The organism is Streptomyces sp. R44 (assembly GCF_041053105.1).
GTDB lineage: Bacteria > Actinomycetota > Actinomycetes > Streptomycetales > Streptomycetaceae > Streptomyces.
Genome location: NZ_CP163444.1, coordinates 2145585 through 2165701 on the forward strand (window position 1 = coordinate 2145585; position 20117 = coordinate 2165701).

Below are 20117 nucleotides of genomic sequence, written 5' to 3' on the forward strand. Positions count from 1 at the left end.
TTCCTCACGGCTCCTAACGTCGAGGGCATGACGACAACAGCCATGACGACGAAGGCAGTTCTGTTCCACGAGCTCGGCGGCCCCGAGGTCCTGAAGGTCGAGGAGGTGCCGCTGCCGGCCCCCGGTCCCGGGGAGGTGCTGATCCGGGTCGAGGCGATCGGACTCAACCGCGCCGAGGCGCTGTTCCGCGCCGGCACCTACTACTACCCGGCGACGCTGCCGGGTTCGCGGCTCGGTTACGAGGCGGCGGGCGTGGTCGAGGCGGTGGGCGCGGGGGTCACCGCGTACGCCCCGGGCGACCCGGTGATGGCCGCGGCCAACTTCGAGTTCGGGACGCACGGCGTGTACGCGGAGCGGGTGGTGCTCCCCGAGGAGTACGTGGTGGCCCGGCCCGCCGGGGTGGACGCGGTGACGGCGGCGGCGGTGTGGCTGAGCTACTTCACCGCGTACGGCGGGATGGTGGTGACCGGCGGGCTGCGCCCCGGCGACCATGTGGTGATCACGGGCGCGTCGAGCGGGGTGGGGACGGCCGCGATCCAGACGGCGCTGCGGATCGGGGCCGTACCGATCGCCACCACCCGCGGCGAGGGCAAGCGGAAGCGGCTCCTCGGACTGGGGGCGGCGCACGTGATCGCCACCGACACCGAGGACCTGGTCGACGAGGTGCGGCGGATCACCGGCGGCAGGGGCGCGGACCTGGCGTTCGACGCGATCGGCGGGCCCGGCTTCGCCCGGCTCGGGGACGCGCTGCGGACCGGTGGCACCGCCGTCCTGTACGGCTGGCTGGACCCGCGGCCGGTCGAGCTCTCCCGGAACTGGCCGCTGGCCACGCACACGTACGCGAACGGGGCACTGGCCAGGACCGAGGAGGGCCGCCGGCTCGCGGCGGGGTTCATCGGCTCGGGGCTGCGGGACGGCTCCCTGGCGCCGGTGATCGCCGAGACCTTCGACGGTCTGGAGCGGATCACCGACGCCCATCGACTGATGGAGACGAACACGCACTTCGGGAAGATCGTGGTGCGGGTCGGCTCCTAACGCCTCGGAAGTCCCAGCGGGTTGCCGTCGCGGAGTTCCGGCGGGAGGAGGTGGTCGGGCGTCGACTGGTACGTGACCGGGCGCAGCCAGCGCTCGATCGCGGTCGCGCCGACCGAGGTGGAGGTGGAGGTGGTGGCCGGGTAGGGGCCGCCGTGGTGCTGGGCGGGTGCGACGGCGACTCCGGTGGGCCAGCCGTTGACGAGGACGCGGCCGGCGAGGGGCGTGAGCTCGGCGAGCAGCGGCGCGGCCGCCTCGTCGTCCTCGGCGATGTGCAGGGTGGCCGTGAGGTTGCCGGGGAGCAGGCCGAGGACGGCGGTCACCTCCTCCCTGGTGGAGTAGCGGGCGACGACGGTGACCGGTCCGAAGCATTCCTCCAGGAGGAGGCGGTGGCCGCCGTCGGCGAGCGCGGCGGCGTCGACGGCGAGGACGCCGGCGCTGACGGTGTGGGCGCCGCCCGCGCCGGGGGTGACCGGGGTGTCGACCCCGGCGAGCGCGGCGCGCTCGGCGACGCCGGCGACGAAGGCGTCCCGCATCCGGTGGTCGAGCATGACGGCCGGTTCGGTCTCGCTGACGGCGGCGGTGAGGGCGTCGAGGAAGCGGTCGCCGTCCTCTCCGCGGGGGGCGAGGACGAAGCCGGGCTTGGTGCAGAACTGGCCGGCGCCGAGGGTCATGGAGCCGGCGAGGCCGGCGCCGATCTCCTCGGCGCGCTCCGCGGCGGCGGCCTCGGTGACCACGACCGGGTTGAGGGAGCCGAGTTCGCCGTGGAAGGGGATGGGGACGGGCCGGGTGACGGCCGCGTCGAAGAGGGCCCGGCCGCCGCGGATCGAGCCGGTGAAGCCCGCCGCGGCGACGAGCGGGTGCCGGACGAGTTCCACGCCGGCGTCGAAGCCGTGGACGAGGACGACGACGTCCTCGGGGAGGCCCGCCTTGGCGGCGGCCCGGCGCAGCAGGGAGGCGCAGAGCTCGGAGGTGGCCGGGTGGTCGGGGTGGGCCTTGATCACCACGGGGCAGCCGGCCGCGAGGGCGCTCGCGGTGTCGCCGCCGGGCACCGAGAAGGCGAGCGGGAAGTTGCTGGCGGCGTAGACGGCGACGACGCCGAGCGGGATCTTCCAGCGGCGCATGTCGGGCCGGGGCGGGGTGGCGGCGGGGTCGGGGAGGTCGATCCGCACGTCGAGGAACCAGCCGTCCTCGACGACGTCCGCGAAGGCCCGCAACTGGGCGGTGGTGCGGGCGAGTTCGCCGGTGAGGCGGACGGGCCCGAGGGCGGTCTCGGCGTCGGCCGCCTCGACGACGTGCTCGCCGGAGGTGTCGAGGAGGTCGGCGGCGGTACGGAGGAAGGCGGCCCGCACCGTCCGGTCGGCGAGGGCCTCGCGGGCGGCGTGCGCAGCCCTGACGGCGCGGTCGACCTCCTCGACTGTGGCCTCCACCGCAACCTGCTCGCGCGGCTTCCCCGTCCGGGGGTCCACACTCCACACTGGTTCTGCCGCCACCGCCACGCCCCTGTTCGCTATTCTGAACACAGTTCCCGTAGATGAACGCATCTGAGCGGGACTCTATTGACGGCCCGGCCGTCTCCACAAGGGCCCCGTCCGGCCGGGGGGGGGCCGGTGGGCGGCCGGACAACGGAAAAGGGGCGAGGGCCATGGCGACTGCCGACGCGGGTGGGGCACAGGTGAAGTCCGCGGTGCGGACCGTGGAGCTGCTCGAGTACTTCGCGGGACGCCCCGGAATGCACTCGCTCGCCGCCGTCCAGGAGGCCGTCGGCTACCCCAAGTCCAGCCTGTACATGCTCCTTCGCACCCTGGTCGAGCTGGGCTGGGTGGAGACGGACGCGACGGGCACGCGGTACGGGATCGGGGTGCGGGCGCTGCTCGTCGGAACCTCGTACATCGACGGCGACGAGGTGGTGGCCGCCTCCCGGCCCACCCTGGACCGGCTCTCCGACGACACCACCGAGACCATCCACCTGGCGCGGCTCGACGGCACCAACGTCGTCTATCTGGCGACCCGTCAGTCCCAGCACTATCTGCGGCCGTTCACCCGGGTCGGGCGCCGGCTGCCCGCGCACTCGACCTCGCTCGGCAAGGCGCTGCTCGCCACCCACAGCGACGAGCAGGTGCGCAAGCTGCTCCCGGAGACGCTCCCGGCGCTGACCGAGCACACGATCACCGACCGCGAGAAGCTCATCGAGGAGCTGCACGTCATCCGCGAGCAGGGCTACTCGGTGGACCGCGAGGAGAACACCCTGGGGCTGCGCTGCTTCGGCGTCGCGATCCCCTACCGGACCCCGGCGCGGGACGCGATCAGCTGCTCCGTGCCGGTGGCGCGGCTCACTCCGGCCCACGAGCAGATGATCAAGGACGCCCTGTTCGACGCGCGGGACCGGCTGACCCTGGCGACCCGCCGCCTCTGACGCCACGCGGTCAGGCCCGGTCGGCGAGGGCCTTCTGCCACACCGGGCTGTCGACGTAGTGGTTGTCGTACTGCTCCGAGGAGGCCTTGATCTCCTCGAAGCTCGCCTCGCCCCGCATGACGCGGCCGAGGAGGCGCAGGTAGTCGAAGCGGGCCATGCCGGGCGTGAAGACGAAGAGGACGTCGGCCTCGGCGCCGGGCGCCGCCGCGAAGGCGTGCGGGGTGTGCGGCGGGACGAGGAGGAAGTCGCCCTCGTCCAGGACGGTCAACTCCTCGCCGACCAGGACCTGGAGCGAACCGCCGAGCACGAAGAACATCTCCGAGGCCCTGGTGTGGAAGTGCGCCGGGGCGCCGACCGCGCCCTTCGCGAACGAGGAGCGGTAGCTGGTGAGCTGCCCGCCGGTGGTGCCGGAGTCGGCGAGGAGGGTCATCACGCTGCTCGGGTCGGCGGTGGTCTCGGCGGTGGCGGCGCGGGTGAGGAGCGGGGCGAAGGTCTCGATCTCGTTCATGATCACTACCTTAGGGACCCATTGACCTCCGCCACAGGGTCAATCGATCACCGAGAACATGGGTCAATCCGGGATGCGGAGAGGCATCGGACCGCGGCGGGGAGGAGGGCCCCTCCCCCGCGCGGCGGAGGCGGTTCACCACTCGGCAGGAGGTGCCGGCCGGGGCCCCCGCGGGAGCGTGGAGCCATGACAGAAACCGCTCACCTCCCCGCCCCGGCGGCCACCGCCGACCACCGTCCGAGCGCCGCCCGCCGGACGCTGCGCGTCCTCGCGATCCTCGCCTGCCTCCCGTACATCGCCCTCAAGGTCGTCTGGGTGGCGGGCGGCAAGCTCGGCATCCCGGCCGGCAGCGTGCTCCTGGAGCACCCGCAGATGATGATGATCGCCAACGCCGTGTCGGTCGTCGCCGACGTCCTCGTCGTCGTCCTCGCCCTGCTCCTCACCCAGGCCTGGGGCCGCCGGTTCCCCGCGTGGCTGCTCGCCCTCCCCATGTGGGCGGCGACCGGGCTGCTCACCCCGGTCATGGCCGGCTACCCGGCGCAGCTCGCGGTCGCCCTCGTCACCGGCGACGAGAAGGCCGCCGCACCCGCCGAACCCTTCCTGGACGAGTGGGTCTTCGGCGTCGTCTACGGCGGGTTCATCCTCCAGGGCCTCACCCTCGGCACCCTCTTCGCCCTGTACGCCCGGGACCGCTGGAGCCCCCTGTGGCAGGGCCGGCTCGGCGAGCTCTCCGCCCGCACGTCCGGGCTCGGGACGCGGGCCCTCGCCGTGGCCGGCGCGGTCGTCGCCCTCGTGCCCGCCACGCTCCACGTGCTGTGGGCGGCCGGTTCGACCACGGGCCTGTCCGCCCGGCTGATCGCCGAACGCGACTCCGACGACTACGTCCTGGAGGCCGACCGGTTCCTCTTCATCGCCGTCGCCGTCGCCTTCACCCTCTTCCTGGCGCTGCGCCGGCCCGCCCGCCTCCGGGTCCGCACCACGCTCGCCCTGGCCTGGACGGCCTCGGGTGCCGTGGGCTGCTGGGGCGCCTACCTGTCGCTCGTCGCGCTGCTGCCCGATCCGGATCCGTCGAAGCACGTCCCCGGCCTCGTACAGCTGTCCTACGCTGGCGACATGATCACCGGGTTCCTTCTCGCCGCGTCCGTGGCACTCTTCCTCCGTCGGCGGAGCGCCGAGGCGTGAGACCGGTCGTGGCCCTGTTCGGGCAGCGGGCCAGGCTGCGCTGGCTCCATCTGATCCTGGGCGGCGCCCTGTTCATGCCCTTCTGGCTGGTCGGCACCCTGGTCATGGGCCCGCTGCTCGACGACGGCGGCATGTTCACCGGCAGCCTCGGAGTGCAGTTCGGGGCGTACGCGGTGGGGCTGCCGCTCGCCGCCGTCGTCGCGCTCTTCCCGCTGGCCCGGCCCATGTCGGTGGCGGCGGCACGGGCACTGTGCGGGGTGGACGCGGACCGGTTCGCGGACGGTCCGGCGCGCGGCCGGGAGGCCAGGGCCCGGACGGCCGGCTGGTTCACCCTGCACCTGGGCGCCGGTGCGCTGATCAGCGGCGCGACGCTCGCCCTGCCGCCGTTCGCGGTCGCCGTCATGGCGCTGCCGTTCTCGCCGGGCCTCCGTGAGTCCGAACTCGGCCGGTACTGGGGCCTCGACCGGGCCTGGATCTGGGCGGCGGTGCCGGAGGGCCTCCTGATGCTGCTCGGGCTCGCCGCCGTCGCCGCCGGGACCGGGGCGCTGCTCGCCCGGCAGGCGCCCCGGCTGCTCGGGCCCAGCCCGGCGGACCGGATCGCTGCGGCCGAACGCCGGGCCGCCGAGGCCGAGTCCCGCAACCGGCTCGCCCGCGAACTGCACGACTCGGTCGGCCACGCCCTGAGCGCGGTCACCCTCCAGGCGGGCGCCGCCCGCCGCGTCCTGGACGGCGACAGGGCCGACCTGGAGTTCGTACGGGAGGCGCTGACCGCGATCGAGGAGACCACCCGGCGCACGGTCGGCGAACTGGACTGGGTCCTGGGCCTGTTGCGCCGGGGCGAGGAGGTCGAGGAGGGCGTGGGGCCGGGACTCGACGCCCTGGAGGCCCTGGTGCGGGGCGCCGGGCCCCGGGTGGCGCTGACGGTGGACGGCGCCCTGGGCTCCGTACCGGAGGCGCTGTCCCGGGAGGCGTACCGGATCGTGCAGGAAGGGCTGACGAACACGGCCCGGCACGCGGGCGGCGCGCCCGTCACCGTACGGCTCGACGCCCGTACCGAGGAGTTGGAGATCACCATGGAGAACCCCCTGCCCGACCGGCCCCCGGTCACCCGGCCCGACGGCGGGCGCGGCCTGCGCGGGATCGCCGAGCGGGCCCGGCTGTTCGGCGGCACCGCCGAGGCGGGCCCGGCGGACGGCGTCTGGCGCCTCGCGGTCAGGATCCCCCGGTGACCGCCGCGATCAGGGTCGTCCTCGCCGACGACGAGCGGATGGTCCGGACGGCCCTGCGGGTCATCCTGGACGCGGAGCCCGGCATCGAGGTCGTCGGCGAGGCGTCCACGGGCGCCGAGGCGGTGTCGGTGGTGCGGGCGGAGCGGCCGGACGTCGTCCTCATGGACGTGCGGATGCCGGAGATCGACGGCATCCGGGCCACCGAGCAGATCCTCGCCGGGATGGCGGAGCCGCCGCGGATCGTGGTCGTGACGACCTTCGAGAACGACTCGTACGTGTACGACGCGCTGCGTGTGGGCGCGGCCGGCTTCCTGCTGAAGCGGGCCGCGGCCGACGAGCTGGTCAGCGCGGTACGGCTCGTCGCGCGGAGCGACTCGCTGCTCTACCCGGCGGCGGTACGGGGCCTGGCCGCCGAGCACGCCCGCCGCCGGCCGCCGGCGGCGGCGCCGTGGGCGGCACGGCTCACCGAACGGGAGGCGGAGGTGCTCCGCCTGGTGACGACGGGCCTCACGAACGCCGAGATCGCCGAGCGGATGGGCGTCGGCCCCGCGACGGTCAAGACGCACGTGGCGGCGGTCCTGTCGAAACTGGGCGCCCGGGACCGCACCCAGGCGGTGATCCTGGCGTACGAGTCGGGCTTCGCGGGCGCGCGCTGAGGGGCCCCGGTGGACAGGCGTCTCGCCGGACGGCGCCCACCCCGTTGTGGGCATGCGTTCCGCCGGGGCGGAACGGGTGGGCACAACGAACGGCGCCCCTGCCGGCGCCAGAGGTTTCCGCGCCCTGAGCCGCACCACGCGTGCGCCGCGCATCCGGGTGCGGGTCCAGGCTCGGAACGCGGGGGCGCCGCGAGAGGGCGCCGTCCCGTGTGCCCACCCGTCCCGCCCCAGCGGGACGATTGCCCACACGGCGGTGGGCCCGCATCCCGCTGCCTCAGGAGCGCGTCGCCGTCGCGCAGCCGCCGTCGCCGGCCGTGATCGGGCCCGTCCGGTCGTACGGGTCGACCGTCCCGCCGTCCGTGCCGGCCGCCGCGCCTCCCCCGCCGAACTCCGGCCGGAAATACCCGGTGACGTTGTCGCAGCCGCCGTTCGTCATGTCGGTCTTGTACGACAGCAGGCTGAAGGTCCCCTTCTCGGTGATCACCTTCGACGGGTCGTCCCAGCTCACCACGGTCTCCCGCCGCACGATCACCCGCACGACCTCGTCGCCGCCGCCGGCCGGCGCGACCGGGTACACGTACGTGACGTCGGCGGTCACCTCCAGGGCCCCGAGCCTCCCCTCCCGGAAGCTCAGCCGGCCGCGGGTCTTCACCACGTCCCCGGCCGGGCGCGCCTGCGCCGGGTCGAAGCGGCTGAAGAGCAGCAGCGGGTCGTGGTCCTTGCCCGGGGTGCGCAGCGAGGTTGTCACGTAGGTCGTGACGTCCTTCTGGTGCGGGTTCATCAGGGCGATGGCCCTCTCGGGCCGGGTGCCGCGCAGCACCGCCGGGTCCAGGTTGGACGCGGCGAGGAAGTCGCGGGTCCGTGCGAGCGCCCGCCCCACCTCGGCCTTCGACATCCAGCCGGTCGCCTCGGCCGTGGGCACGGTGATGCCGGCCGTGCCGTTCGCCCAGCGTGCCGCCGGGGAGCCCCGGAAGGGTTCGTCGAGGGTGGGCCGCCCGCCCGGTTCGGCGGGAGGTGCCTGGTCCGGCCGCTCCGACTCCTGCGCGAGGGGCTTCCCGGACGTGTCCCCGTCGCCGGACCAGCCGACGAAGCCGCCCGGGTCGACGGCCACGACGAGCAGCACGAGGGAGGCCACGAGCCCCGCCACGTACCAGCCCTTCCTCCGCCGGGGCCGCCCGGCGGTCGGGTGCGCGCGCCAGGGCGTCGGCTCCGTCGGCCGGTCCCGCAGCCGGCCCGCGACCTCACGCGCCCGCGCGGACGGCTCCTTCGGCGCGTCCCCCGCGCCCTCCGCGGAGGTCCGGAGGAACTCCTCCCACACCTCGTCCGGCACGGACGAACCGTCCCTGTCCCCACCCGTAGTCACGCCGACCCCTCCCCCTGCACCGCTCCGGCCCCTCCGCATGATCGTCGCACAGGCCTCCGACATGAAGGTTCGCTGAGAAACCGGCCACATCCGGAACGCCCGGTACCGGCCCGCTCGTCCCCAGAAGTGCGATGAACAAGACGATCAGGAACACGTCGGTCTTCGTCCTGATCCTGGTGCTCGCCCTTCTCGGACGGGCCACCTGGGTGCAGGCGTACGAAGGCAAGGCGCTCGCGGACGACTCGAAGAACCGGCGGAAGACCATCGCGCAGTACGCGCAGCCGCTCGGGAACATCGTCGTGGCCGGCTCCCCGGTCACCGGCTCGAAGAGGACGGAGGGCTCGGATCTCGCGTACAAGCGCACCTACACGGACGGCGAGCTGTACGCGGCGGTCACCGGCTACAGCTCGCAGGCGTACGGCGCGACCCAGCTGGAGGGCATCTACTCCCATGTCCTCGACGGCACCGACGACCGGCTGAAGAACCCCCTGGACGCCGTCACCCGCAAGCAGCAGGAGCCGGGCACGGTCGTCACCACGATCGACCCGGCCGTGCAGAAGGCGGCCTACCGGGCGCTCGGCGGCAAGAAGGGCGCGGCAGTCGCGATCGACCCGGCGACCGGCCGGATCCTCGCCATGGTCTCCACCCCGTCCTACGACCCGTCGAGGATCGCCGGGACGAACGACGGCGACGCCTGGAAGCGGCTGACCACCGACGGGGACAAGCCGCTGGTGAACCGCGCGCTGCGGCAGCCGCTCCCGCCCGGCTCCACCTTCAAGCTGGTCGTCGCGGCCGCCGCCCTGGAGGACGGTCTGTACGGCTCCGTGGACACGGCGACGAAGAGCCCCGACCCGTACACCCTGCCGGGCACCCGGACCGTGCTGAAGAACGAGAACGCCTCCGCGCCCTGCGAGAACGCCACGATCCGCACCGCGCTCCAGTACTCCTGCAACAACGTCTTCGCCAAGATGGCCGCCGACCTGGGGCAGGACAAGGTGAGGGCGATGGCGGAGAGGTTCGGCTTCAACGACGCCGAGCTGGACGTCCCGGTCCGCGCCTACGCGAGCGTGTACCCCTCCGGCATGGACAAGGCGCAGACGGCCCTGACCGGCATCGGCCAGTTCGACGTGACGGCCACCCCGCTGCAGATGGCGATGGTGTCGGCCGCGATTGCCAACGACGGTCTGCTCGCCGCCCCGCACATGGTCTCGCAGGTCGTCGACTCCGACGGCGACGCGCTGAACTCGTACAAGGACGGGGACACCGAGCGGATCGTCTCCTCCTCGACCGCCGAGCAGCTGCGCAGCGCGATGGTGACCGTGGTGGAGAAGGGCACCGGCACCAACGCGGCCGTGGGCGGCGCCGAGGTCGGCGGCAAGACCGGCACCGCGCAGCACGGCGAGAACAACAGCAAGACGCCGTACGCCTGGTTCACCTCCTACGCGAAGGACGCCTCGACCGGGAAGCAGGTCGCCGTCGCGGTGATGATCGAGGACTCGGGCGCGGCCCGCTCCGAGGTCAGCGGCAACGGCCTGGCGGCCCCGGTGGCGCAGAAGATGATGGAGGCGGCGCTGAAGTGACAGGGGGCGGGGACCGATTGGCCGTCGGGCCCCGTCACAGGATATGCAGGGGCACACCCCATGATCCGAGTACACATTCGAATCGTGGGGCGTGCCCCTGGGTCCGTCCCGCGTTCGCATCGTGGGGCGTGCCCCGCTCCCGTCCCTCGGAGGACCGTCGTGCGTCTGCCCCGTTCCCTGTCCGGCTGGACCATGGCGGTCTTCGGCGTGCTCGCCGCCGCCCTGGGGGTGGTGGGCCTGGTCGCCCCGGACGCCCTGCTCACCGTCATGGGCTTCGAGCCGGTCCCCGCGGGCGGGCGCGCGGACGGGGACCACACCCTGGTCTTCCTGACGGCCTCGTCGATGGCGGCGCTCAACATGGGCGTCTACTACGTCCTGGCCGCCCTCGCCGACTGGAAGCCCTTCTTCCGCTGGACGGTCCCGTTCCGGCTGCTCACCTGCGCCGTCTTCACCCTCGCGGTCGTCAGCGGCCGCGCCCCGGCCGGCTTCATCGGCGTGGGCCTCTGGGAGGGGCTCGGCGCGGTGGTGACGGGGCTCGCGCTGCGGTACGAGAAGCGGGCGGCGGTGCCGGCATGAGCGACTGCCCCCCGACCGGGCCCGACCCGCTCGCCGGGCTCCAGGACATCGACTGGGCCTCCCTGCAGCACGCGTACGGACCCGCGGCGGACGTCCCGCGGCTGCTCCGCTCCCTGTACCGGCCGGACGAGGCCGCCGACGCGGCCGACACGCTCTTCATGAACGTGCACCACCAGGGCGGCTGCGTCGAGTCGGCCGCCGTTGCCGCCCTCCCGTTCCTCGTCCGCGCCGCCACGGACCCGGCCGTCGCGGCGACGGTACGGATCGACCTCGTCGACCTGGTCGCCTGCGTCGCCGCCGAGGGCAACCGGGTCGAGCCCCGCTGGATCGCGCCCGGCTGGGCCGAGGCCTGGGACGCGGCGGTCCCCTTCCTGCTGCCGCTGCTCCACGACCCCGACCAGGAAGTACGGACGGCGACCGTCAGCGCCCTCGAAGAGGCCCACGGGCGGGCCGACCAGGCCCTCCCCGCCCTGTGGGCGCGGCACGCCCACGAAACCGTGCCGCGGGTCCTGGACGCGCTCGTGGACGCGGCCGGCGTGCTGGCCGGCCACGCGGACCGGGAGCGGGAGGCCACGCTCGCCCGGCTCCTCGGACTGACGGCCCCGGACGCGGGCCCCGGGGAGCGACTGCGGGCCGTGGCCGCGCTGCGGGCCGCCGATCACGAGGGGGACCACGCGCGCGTGGTGCGCGAGGTGCTCGCGGGCGGCGACCTCGGCGGGTACCGGGTCACCGGGGCGGTGAAGCTGCTCGGCGGGACCCCGGCGGAACGGCTCGGTCATCTCACCCGGCTCCTCGGGAACCCCGCCGCGTCGACCCGGCGCCAGGCCCTGGAGGCGGCGGCCGGGGAGCTGAGCCGCCGGCGCTCGGCCGTCCCGCCGCTGCTGCCCGCCGTGGCGGCACTGCTCGACGACCCCGAGCCCGACAACCGGCTCTTCGCCGCCCGGGTCCTCGGCATGTGCGGGACCGCGGCGCTGCCGTGGGCGGACCGGTTGGCCGCCATGACCGACGACGAGGGCGAGCCGTACCTGCCCGCGCAGGACCACGCCCTGTGGGCGCTCTCCCGGACCGGCGACCCGCGCTGCGCCGCCCCGCTGGCCCGCCACCTCGCCGGGGAACGGCTGGGCTTCGCGTACTTCTCGATCCACTCCGAGGGCTGGTGGACGCACGAGCTGAGCCTCGGCGAGACCCTCGGCCCGCTCGGCGCCCACGCGCACGCGCTGCTTCCGCCGCTGCGGGCCCGGCTGCGGGGCGTCCGGTCGGTCGACGAGGCGCGGGCGCTGTGCCAGTCCCTGACACCCTGGGGCCCGGCCGCCGCGCCCGCGGTCCCCGAGCTGTGCGCCCTGCTCGCGACCGACGCGGCCGTGTGGGCGGCCGAAGCCCTCGCCGCGATCGGCCCGGAAGCGGCCGCGGCCGTGGACCGGGACCGGCTGCGGGCCCTGATCGACGCCCCTCCCGAGGGGCAGCCCTTCGCGCCGCGCGCCCTGGCGCGTGCGTACGGCAGGCTCACCGGCGACCGGGGACCCGCCCTCGCGCTGTACCTGCCGCGGCTCGACGAGCCCTACGGGAACGACCACGCGGCGATCGTGCTCGGCGAACTGGGCCCGGCGGGCGCCCCGTACGCGGACCGGCTGCGGGAGCTGCTGCGCGCCCAGGCCACGGGATGGGTACCGGTGCGGGCCGGCGAGGCGCTGTGGCGGATCACGGGGCGGGCCGACGAGGTGGTGCCGGCGCTGGTGGCGGCGATCGAGCCGTACACCGGCGGAGGCGTCACCCGGGCGGTCACGGAGACGGTCCGGCTGCTCGGCGAGCTCGGCCCGGCGGCCGCCCCCGCCGTACCCGCGCTCCGTGCCTTCCTGGACGCGGACGAGCGGCCGGTGGAGCACGGCAGCTGGCGGTCCGTCCCGGACGACGACGCGCTGTGCGCGGCGGCGCATAGGGCACTGCGCGCGGCCTCGGGGGAAACGATCTAGGGCAACTGACCGATCCGGCCGGCCCGCCTCAGACGACAGCCTTCGGCCATGCGTTGGTCTTTGTATCTGACAGGTGTCGTCGTGTCCGGATTCGGCACGACGGCGATGTGGCTCGTCTCCGGAATATGGGTCAAGTCCCTCACCGGCTCCGACAGTCTGGCGGCCCTGGCCTCCTTCGCCCTCTGGGCGCCCGTGCTCCTCGGGCCGCTGCTCGGCACGCTCGCCGACCGGGTGCGGCGCAGGCCGCTGCTCGTCGTCCTGAATCTGGCGATGGCGGTCCTGCTGCCCGTCCTGCTGTGGGTGGAGTCGGCGGACCGGGTGTGGCTGCTCTTCGCGGTCCTCGTCCTCTACGGGGCGCAGGGCTCCGTCCATGACGCGGCCGAGCAGGCCCTGGTGGCTTCCGTGGTCGACGAGGGGCGGCTCGGCACGTTCAACGGGCTGCGGATGACGGCGAACGAGTCGATGAAGCTGATCGCCCCGCTGGTCGCGGCGGGCCTCTTCACCGCGTACGGGGGCGGGCCCGTCGCCCTCCTGGACGCGGCGAGCTTCGCGGTCGCCGCGGTCCTGTTCGCCCTCATGCCGGTCCGGGAGGCGCGGCCCGAGCGGCCGGAGGCCCGGAACTGGTGGCGGGAGACCGCCGAGGGCGTCCGGCTGCTCCGGGCCTCGAAGGTGCTGCGGCCGCTGGTGGCGACGGGGGCGTTCACGATGCTGCTCGCCGGGGTGAACGGGGCGGCGATCTACGCCGTGGTGGACCGGGGACTCGGGCACGCGCCCGCGTACGCGGGAGTGCTGTACGCGGTGCAGGGCGTGGGCTCGGTCCTCGCGGGCCTCGTCACCGGCCCGCTGCTCCGCCGGATCCCCGAGCGGACCCTGGCCGCCGCCGGCCTCGCGCTGTTCGCCCTCGCCATGGGGGTACGGGGAGCGCTGCCGTACGAGGCGACGGCCCTGGCGGCGAGCGCGGTGATCGGCCTGGGGATGCCGTGGGTCCTGGTCGCCGTCATGACGGCGGTCCAGCGGGAGGCCCCGGCGGAGGCGGTCGGCCGGGTCGCGGCCACCGCGAACACCCTGGTCATGGCGCCGAACGCGCTGTCCATCGCGCTGGGCGCGGGCCTGATCGCGGTCACCGACACGCGCGTACTGCTCCCGCTGCTCGCGGTGGCGGGGCTTGCCTGGGCGACGGCCTTGGTGCCGGGGGCGCGGCGTGCGGGGGTGCTGGTGGGGGACGACGCCTGACGGCCGGCGCCCACCGCCCGTTGTGGGCAGGCGTTCCGCAAGGGGCGTGGGGGTCCCCCACGCCCCAGCGGGACGATTGCCCACACGGGGGTGGGCACCGCCCACGACGTTCGCGGTGCGGCGCGGCCGGTGGGCGGGGAGCATGGAGACAGGCGCGCGGCGCGGCGGGAGGAGGGCAGTGTGACGGCCGGTTCGTTCCCGGGGACCGCGGGGCGGGTCGGCGTGCCCCTGGACGGCAAGGGAATCCTCGACGTGCTCGGCGTCGCCGCCGTCGTCGTGGACGCCCGCGGCCGCATCGTGCTGTGGAGCCCCCAGGCGGAGACGCTCTTCGGTTTCCGCGCCGACGAGGCCCTCGGCCGTTACGTGGCCCGGCTGATCGTCGGCGAGGAGCACCGCGAGGAGGCGATGCGCCTCTTCGGCGAGGTGCTGCGCGGCGTCCCGACCTGGGCGGGCACCTTTCCCGTACGGCACAAGGACGGTTCGGTCCGACGGGTGGAGTTCCGGAACATGCGGCTCACCGACGACCTGGGCGACCTGTACGCCCTGGGGATCGCCGCCGACGCCGCCGCCGTCGAGCGGATCGAGACCGAGCTCGCGCTCTCCGACCGGCTGGTCTCCCAGTCTCCGATCGGCCTCGCCGTACTCGACACCGAGCTGCGCTACGTCCTGGTGAACCCGGCCCTGGAGAAGATCAACGGCATCCCGGCGGCGGAGCACATCGGCCGGCGGATCGCCGACATGCTCCCGAAGGTGGACGCCGAGGCCCTGGAGGCGGCGCTGCGCGGGGTGCTGGCCACGGGGACGCCCATCCTGGACCATCCCGCGATGGGCCGGACCCCGGCGGACCCGGAGCACGAGCACAACTGGTCGCTCTCCTTCTACCGCCTGGAGGGGGCGGACGGCCGTGTCCAGGGCGTCGCGGCCTCGGTGATCGACGTGACCGAGCGGCACCGGGCGGACGCGGACGCCGACCGGTCCCGGCGGCGGCTCGCGCTCATCGCCGACGCCTCGGCCCGGGTGGGCACCACCCTGGAGGTGGAGCGGACGGCGGACGAGCTGGCCTCGGTGGTGGTGCCGGAGCTCGCGGACATCGCCGCCGTCGACGTCCTCGACTCCGTCCTCGCGCTGCGCAGGCCGGGAGCGCCGGAGGAGGGTCCTGAGCTGTTCCGGGCGCTGGCGGTGAAGGCCGAGGGGCGTACGGAGGCACTGCCGGCGGCGGATCCGCCGGGGGAGGTCGCGATGTACGGGGCGGACCGGCTGGTCACGCGGTGCGTGCACACCGGTCTGCCGGTCCTGGTGGAGCACGTGGGGCCCGGCGACCTGTCTCGGATCGCCCGGAATCCGGAGGCCGCCGAGCTCCTCGCGCGCGCGGGGGTGCACTCGTACCTGGCGGTGCCGCTGATCGCGCGCGGCGAGGTGCTCGGCGCGCTCGACCTCAAGCGGGACCGCAACGAGCTGCCCTTCGACGGGGACGACGTCCTGCTCGCGAGCGAGCTGGCGGCCCGCGCGGCCGTCAGCATCGACAACGCCCGCTGGTACCAGAGCGTGCGGAACTCGGCGGTGACGCTCCAGCGCAGCCTGCTGCCGGGGTCCCCGCCGCAGCGGGCGGGCCTGGAGATCGCCGCCCGCTACCAGCCGGCGCACGCGTCGAGCGAGGTCGGCGGCGACTGGTACGACGTGATCGCGCTGCCCGACGACAAGACGGCGCTGGTCGTCGGGGACGTCATGGGCAGCGGCATCGACGCGGCGGCGACGATGGGCCGGCTGCGGACGGCGACCTGCGCGTTCGCGGACCTCGACCTGTCCCCCGCGCAGGTCCTGCGGCATCTGGACCGGATCACGGCGGGTCTGGAGCACTACATCGCGACGTGTCTCTTCGCCGTGCACGACCCGGTGCGGCAGCGGTGCCGGATCGCGAACGCCGGCCATCTGCCGCCCGTCCGGGTCCCGGCGGACGGTCCGGCCGAGCTGGTGCGGCTCTCCACGGGGGTTCCGCTGGGGGTCGGCGGCGGCGTCTTCCGGACGGCCCGGGTGCCGTTCCGGCCCGGGGACCTGCTCGTGCTGTACACGGACGGTCTGATCGAGACCCGCACGGATTCGATCGACGAGCGGCTCGCCCTGCTCGTACGCCTCCTCGACGAGGAGCGCGGACCGCTCGAGGAGACCTGCGACCGGCTCCTCCGGGCACTGCGCCGGCCGGGCGCTCCGGACGACGTGGCCCTCCTGATCGCCCGGAGCACGGGATGACGGCGCGCGACCGGGGAACGGGGCGGGGGCGGCCCCGGGTTCAGGGCAAGGCGCAGGGCAAGGCCCAAGGCAAGGGGCAGGCCCGGCGTACGGGGACGGGGCTGAAGAGCGTCGCCGGGCAGGTGTTCGCCCTGGAGGCGCTGATCGCGCTCCTGGTGATCGCGGCGGCCGTGTTCGTGACGTTCTTCCAGGCCCGCAGCGACACCGAGCGGGACGCCCGGATCCGTTCGCTCGCGGTCGCGGAGGCCTTCGCGCACGCGCCCGGCGTCGACGACGCCCTGGCCTCGTCCGATCCGACCGCGCAGCTCCAGGGCCGGGCGGAGGCGACCCGGCGGGCCACGGGCGTGGACTTCATCGCGGTCCTGAGCCCCTCAGGGGTGCGGTACACCGACTCGGAGCCGGGGCTGATCGGCCAGAAGGCGACCGGGGACCTCTCACGGGCGACGGTGGACGGCGAGTCGTTCACGGAGCTCTTCCACGGCGCGCCGAACGACGCCGTACGGGCGGTGGTCCCGGTGTACGACGACGGGGGCCGGCTCGTCGGGATGGTCAGCAGCGGCATCGAGGTGGAGAGCATCTCGCACGCGGTGCAGGGGCGCCTGCCGCTGCTGGTCGGCGTGGCGGGCGGCGCGCTCGCGGCGGCCGTGGGCGGGGCGGCGCTGGTGAGCCGGCGGCTGAGGCGGCAGACCCACGGGCTCGGTCCGGCGGAGATGACCCGGATGAAGGAGCACCACGAGGCGGTGCTGCACGCGGTGCGGGAAGGGGTCCTGATCATGGACGCCGACCACCGGCTGCTGCTCGCCAACGACGAGGCGCGCCGGCTGCTCGGTCTGACGGCGGAGGCGGAGCGGCGGCACGTCTCGGAGCTCGGCCTCGATCCGCGGACCGTGGAGCTCCTGGAGTCGGGGCGGTCGGCGACGGACGAGGTGCACCGGGCGGGCGACCGGCTCCTCGCGGTGAGCGTACGGCCCACCCTGCAGCACGGCTCGGAGTCCGGGTGCGTGATGACGATGCGGGACACCACCGAGCTGGCGGCGGTGACGGGCCGGGCTGCGGTGGCGCGCGGCCGGCTCCAGCTGCTGTACGAGGCGGGGGTGCGGATCGGGACGACGCTGGAGGTCGTACGGACGGCGGAGGAGCTGGCGGAGGTGGCGGTCCCCCGGTTCGCGGACTTCGCGACGGTGGAGCTGCTCGAACCGGTGCTGCGCGGGGAGGAGCCGCCGGAGGGCGCGGCCGCGTCCACGGAGATGCGGCGGACGGCGCTGAGCGGGCTGCGGCCGGACCAGCCCCTGCAGCCGGTCGGGGACACGGTCCACTTCGACGTCCGCAGCACCCCGATGGCGAAGGCCCTGAACGCGGGTCACGCGGTGGTGGAGCCGGAGCTGGCAGCGGCGGAGGGCTGGCGGGCGCAGGATCCGGAGGGGGCGGCGCAGGCCCTCGCGTACGGGATGCACTCGCTGCTGACGGTGCCGCTGCTGGCCCGCGGGGTGGTCCTCGGCATGGCGAACTTCTGGCGTGCGGACACCCCGGAGCCGTTCGGGGAGGAGGACCTGTCGTTCGCGGAGGAGCTGGCGGCGCGGGCCGCGGTCGCGATCGACAACGCGCGCCGGTTCACCCGGGAGCACGCGATGGCCGTGACGCTCCAGCAGAGCCTGCTGCCGCGGGTGCTGCCGGAGCAGAGCGCGGTGGAGGTGGCGTACCGCTACCTGCCGGCGAAGGCCGGGGTCGGCGGCGACTGGTTCGACGTGATCCCGCTGCCGGGGGCGCGGGTGGCGCTCGTGGTCGGGGACGTGGTGGGGCACGGACTGCACGCGGCGGCGACCATGGGGCGGCTGCGGACGGCGGTGCACAACTTCTCGACCCTGGACGTGCCGCCGGACGAACTGCTCGGCCACCTCGACGAACTGACGGGCCGGATCGAGAACGGGGACACCGGGAGCGCGGCCGGCGAGGCGCGGCGGCGCGACGAGGGCATCACCGGCGCGACCTGTCTGTACGCGATCTACGACCCGGCGTCCGGTCTCTGCCAGGTGGCGAGCGCGGGGCATCCCGGTCCGGCGCTGGTGGCTCCCGACGGGCAGGTCCGGTTCCCGGAGCTGTCGCCGGGGCTGCCGCTGGGGCTCGGCCTGGGAGACGTGCCCTTCGAGTCGATGGAGCTGTGGCTGCCGGAGGGCAGCAAGCTGGTCCTGTTCACGGACGGCCTCCTGGAGGACCACGGGCGGGACATCGACACGGGTCTCGGGCTGCTGCGCTCGACGCTCGCCCGGCCGGACCGGAGCCCGGAGCAGACCTGCGCGGACGTGCTCGCGACGCTGCTCTCGCCGACGCCGCGCGACGACATCGCGCTCCTCGTGGCGGAGACCCGGCTGCTCGACCGGAACCGGATCGCCGAGTGGGAGGTGCCCCGGGATCCGTCGGCGGTGTCGCCGGTACGGAACGCGGCGGCGGCGAAGCTGTCGGAGTGGGGGCTCGACGGGCTCGCGTTCACGGCGGAGCTGATCCTCAGCGAGCTGATCACGAACGCGGTGCGGTACGGGGCGGATCCGGTGCGTGTACGGCTCCTCCACGACCGGACGCTGATCTGCGAGGTCTCGGACGGCAGCAGCACCTCGCCGCATCTGCGGCACGCGGCGGCCACGGACGAGGGCGGACGCGGGCTCTATCTGGTCGCCCAGTACGCGGAACGCTGGGGCACGCGGTACGCCCGCCGCGGCAAGACGATCTGGGCGGAACTACGCGTGGGCACGAACGGCGACGAACCGACGGCGACGATGGTCGTACCGGACCTGGACGCCCTGGAGGACCTGGCCTGGTGAGCCGCTCCCGCGCCTGGAACCCGCACCACAACGGCGGCACGCTCCGAGCACGACGGGCAAGTGGTATACCAAATGGACCGCACCGGCCCCGTACCCGCGCCCAAGGAGCCCCACCGTGACCCGCACCGCCACCCTCTTCCACGACGTCCGCCCCCTCGGCGCCCCGCCCCAGGACCTGATCGCCGTGGACGGACTGCTCGTGGCGGAGGTCCCGGAGGGTGCCACCGTCGAGCGCATCGACGGCCACGGCCGCCTCGCCCTCCCCACCCTGGTGGACGCGCACATCCACCCCGACAAGACCTCCTGGGGCGAGCCCTGGCACAGCCGCCGCCCCGCGCACGGCATCGCCGAGTTCGTCGCCGGTGACGTGGAGCTGGCCCGCGCCCTGCCGGCCTCGGTGGCCGAGCGGGCGCTGCGGCTCATGTCGCACGCCGCCGCGCAGGGCACCCGGGCGATGCGGGCCCACGCGGACGTGGCCCCGGCGTACGGGCTCTCCGGGATCGAGGGGGTCGCCGAGGCGGCCCGGAAGCTCGCCGGGATCGTCGACGTGGAGCTGGTCGCCTTCCCGCAGCACGGGGTGGTCCGGACGCAGGGCGTGGCCGAGCTCCTGGCGGAGGCCGCGGCGAGCGGGCTGGTGACCCACATCGGCGGCATCGACCCGGCCGGGTTCGACGCGGAGGGCGGCCGGGAGGGCGACCAGCTCGGCACGGTCTTCGGGCTGGCCGAGAAGTACGGGCTCGGGCTGGACGTCCACCTCCACGACCGGGGCGAGCAGGGCCTCGCGCCGCTGCGGGACATCGCCGCCCGGACCAGGGCCCTCGGGCTCCAGGGCCGGGTGAGCGTGGCGCACGCCTTCGCCGTCGCCGGCCTCTCGGGCGCGGAGCTCGACGAGACGGCGGACCTGCTCGCGGAGGCGGGGATCGCGCTCACCACGGTCGCGCTGTCCGTGACGACGATCCTGCCGTTCCGGCGGCTCGCCGAGCGCGGGGTGAAGGTCGGTCTGGGCTCGGACGGGGTCCGGGACAGCTGGAGCCCGTTCGGCGACGCGGACATGCTGCACCGAGCCTGGCTCGCCGCCTGGGCCCTGGACGCGCGGCTCGACGAGGAGCTCGAGGGCTGCTTCCGGCTCGCCGCCGACGGGGGCGCGGATCTCCTTGGCCTGCCGAAGGCGGACCTGCGGCCGGGCTCCCCCGCCGACTTCATGCTGCTCGACGGCGAGTGCCTGCCGCAGGCGGTGGTGGACCTGCCCCGCCGTGACGTGGTGGTCCGCGCGGGCCGGGTGGTGGCGCGGGACGGCCGCCTGGTGTGA

General features: G+C 74.8%; 15 protein-coding genes. 12 read left to right on the plus strand and 3 right to left on the minus strand.

Annotated elements, in window-relative coordinates:
• Positions 1-27: 27 nt before the first annotated feature.
• Positions 28-1035: a zinc-dependent alcohol dehydrogenase family protein gene (locus AB5J54_RS09975; protein WP_369143556.1), complete on the plus strand. Its 1008-nt coding sequence runs from the start codon at positions 28-30 to the stop codon at positions 1033-1035.
• On the opposite strand, the gene AB5J54_RS09980 is transcribed toward AB5J54_RS09975, so the two are convergent.
• Positions 1032-2525 carry an aldehyde dehydrogenase (NADP(+)) gene (locus AB5J54_RS09980; protein ID WP_369143557.1) on the minus strand — a complete coding sequence of 498 codons (1494 nt, stop codon included), beginning with the start codon at positions 2523-2525 and terminating at the stop codon, positions 1032-1034. The genes AB5J54_RS09975 and AB5J54_RS09980 overlap by 4 nt on opposite strands.
• A 152-nt stretch (positions 2526-2677) precedes the next feature.
• Here AB5J54_RS09980 and AB5J54_RS09985 point away from each other — a divergent pair, with 152 nt between their 5' ends.
• Positions 2678-3448 carry an IclR family transcriptional regulator gene (locus tag AB5J54_RS09985; RefSeq protein WP_030691616.1) on the plus strand — a complete coding sequence of 257 codons (771 nt, stop codon included), beginning with the start codon at positions 2678-2680 and terminating at the stop codon, positions 3446-3448.
• 10 nt (positions 3449-3458) lie between these two features.
• On the opposite strand, the gene AB5J54_RS09990 is transcribed toward AB5J54_RS09985, so the two are convergent.
• The gene (locus AB5J54_RS09990) at positions 3459-3956 is read right to left on the minus strand and encodes a cupin domain-containing protein (RefSeq protein ID WP_369143558.1); all 498 of its coding nucleotides are present in this window, start codon (positions 3954-3956) and stop codon (positions 3459-3461) included.
• A gap of 186 nt (positions 3957-4142) precedes the next feature.
• Here AB5J54_RS09990 and AB5J54_RS09995 point away from each other — a divergent pair, with 186 nt between their 5' ends.
• The 3 genes from AB5J54_RS09995 to AB5J54_RS10005 are packed head-to-tail and all read left to right on the plus strand — an operon-like array spanning position 4143 to position 7023.
• Complete coding sequence (locus AB5J54_RS09995) at positions 4143-5138, plus strand: hypothetical protein (RefSeq protein WP_369143559.1); 996 nt, start codon at positions 4143-4145, stop codon at positions 5136-5138.
• Entirely contained in the window at positions 5135-6367 is a 1233-nt protein-coding gene (locus AB5J54_RS10000) for a sensor histidine kinase (RefSeq protein ID WP_369143560.1), read from the plus strand. Before AB5J54_RS09995 ends, AB5J54_RS10000 begins: the two co-directional genes overlap by 4 nt.
• Before the next feature lie 8 nt (positions 6368-6375).
• Positions 6376-7023 (plus strand): response regulator, encoded by a 648-nt coding sequence (locus AB5J54_RS10005; protein ID WP_369149276.1) that lies wholly within the window; start codon positions 6376-6378, stop codon positions 7021-7023.
• Between the two features lie 274 nt (positions 7024-7297).
• On the opposite strand, the gene AB5J54_RS10010 is transcribed toward AB5J54_RS10005, so the two are convergent.
• The gene (locus tag AB5J54_RS10010; protein ID WP_369143562.1) at positions 7298-8353 is read right to left on the minus strand and encodes a hypothetical protein; all 1056 of its coding nucleotides are present in this window, start codon (positions 8351-8353) and stop codon (positions 7298-7300) included.
• A gap of 164 nt (positions 8354-8517) precedes the next feature.
• Here AB5J54_RS10010 and AB5J54_RS10015 point away from each other — a divergent pair, with 164 nt between their 5' ends.
• From AB5J54_RS10015 to AB5J54_RS10045, 7 genes are all read left to right on the plus strand, one after another.
• Positions 8518-9966: a peptidoglycan D,D-transpeptidase FtsI family protein gene (locus AB5J54_RS10015; protein ID WP_369143563.1), complete on the plus strand. Its 1449-nt coding sequence runs from the start codon at positions 8518-8520 to the stop codon at positions 9964-9966.
• A gap of 192 nt (positions 9967-10158) precedes the next feature.
• Positions 10159-10542 (plus strand): hypothetical protein, encoded by a 384-nt coding sequence (locus AB5J54_RS10020; protein ID WP_369149277.1) that lies wholly within the window; start codon positions 10159-10161, stop codon positions 10540-10542.
• A complete protein-coding gene (locus AB5J54_RS10025; RefSeq protein WP_369143564.1) occupies positions 10539-12512 on the plus strand; it encodes a hypothetical protein in 1974 nt (657 codons plus the stop codon). The genes AB5J54_RS10020 and AB5J54_RS10025 overlap by 4 nt, the downstream gene beginning before the upstream one ends.
• Positions 12513-12560: 48 nt before the next feature.
• Positions 12561-13745 (plus strand): MFS transporter, encoded by a 1185-nt coding sequence (locus AB5J54_RS10030; RefSeq protein ID WP_369143565.1) that lies wholly within the window; start codon positions 12561-12563, stop codon positions 13743-13745.
• A gap of 180 nt (positions 13746-13925) precedes the next feature.
• Positions 13926-15992: a SpoIIE family protein phosphatase gene (locus AB5J54_RS10035; RefSeq protein WP_369143566.1), complete on the plus strand. Its 2067-nt coding sequence runs from the start codon at positions 13926-13928 to the stop codon at positions 15990-15992.
• Positions 15989-18808, plus strand: coding sequence for a SpoIIE family protein phosphatase (locus AB5J54_RS10040; RefSeq protein ID WP_369143567.1), 2820 nt, complete (start codon positions 15989-15991; stop codon positions 18806-18808). The genes AB5J54_RS10035 and AB5J54_RS10040 overlap by 4 nt, the downstream gene beginning before the upstream one ends.
• Before the next feature lie 115 nt (positions 18809-18923).
• A complete protein-coding gene (locus AB5J54_RS10045) occupies positions 18924-20117 on the plus strand; it encodes an amidohydrolase (RefSeq protein ID WP_369143568.1) in 1194 nt (397 codons plus the stop codon).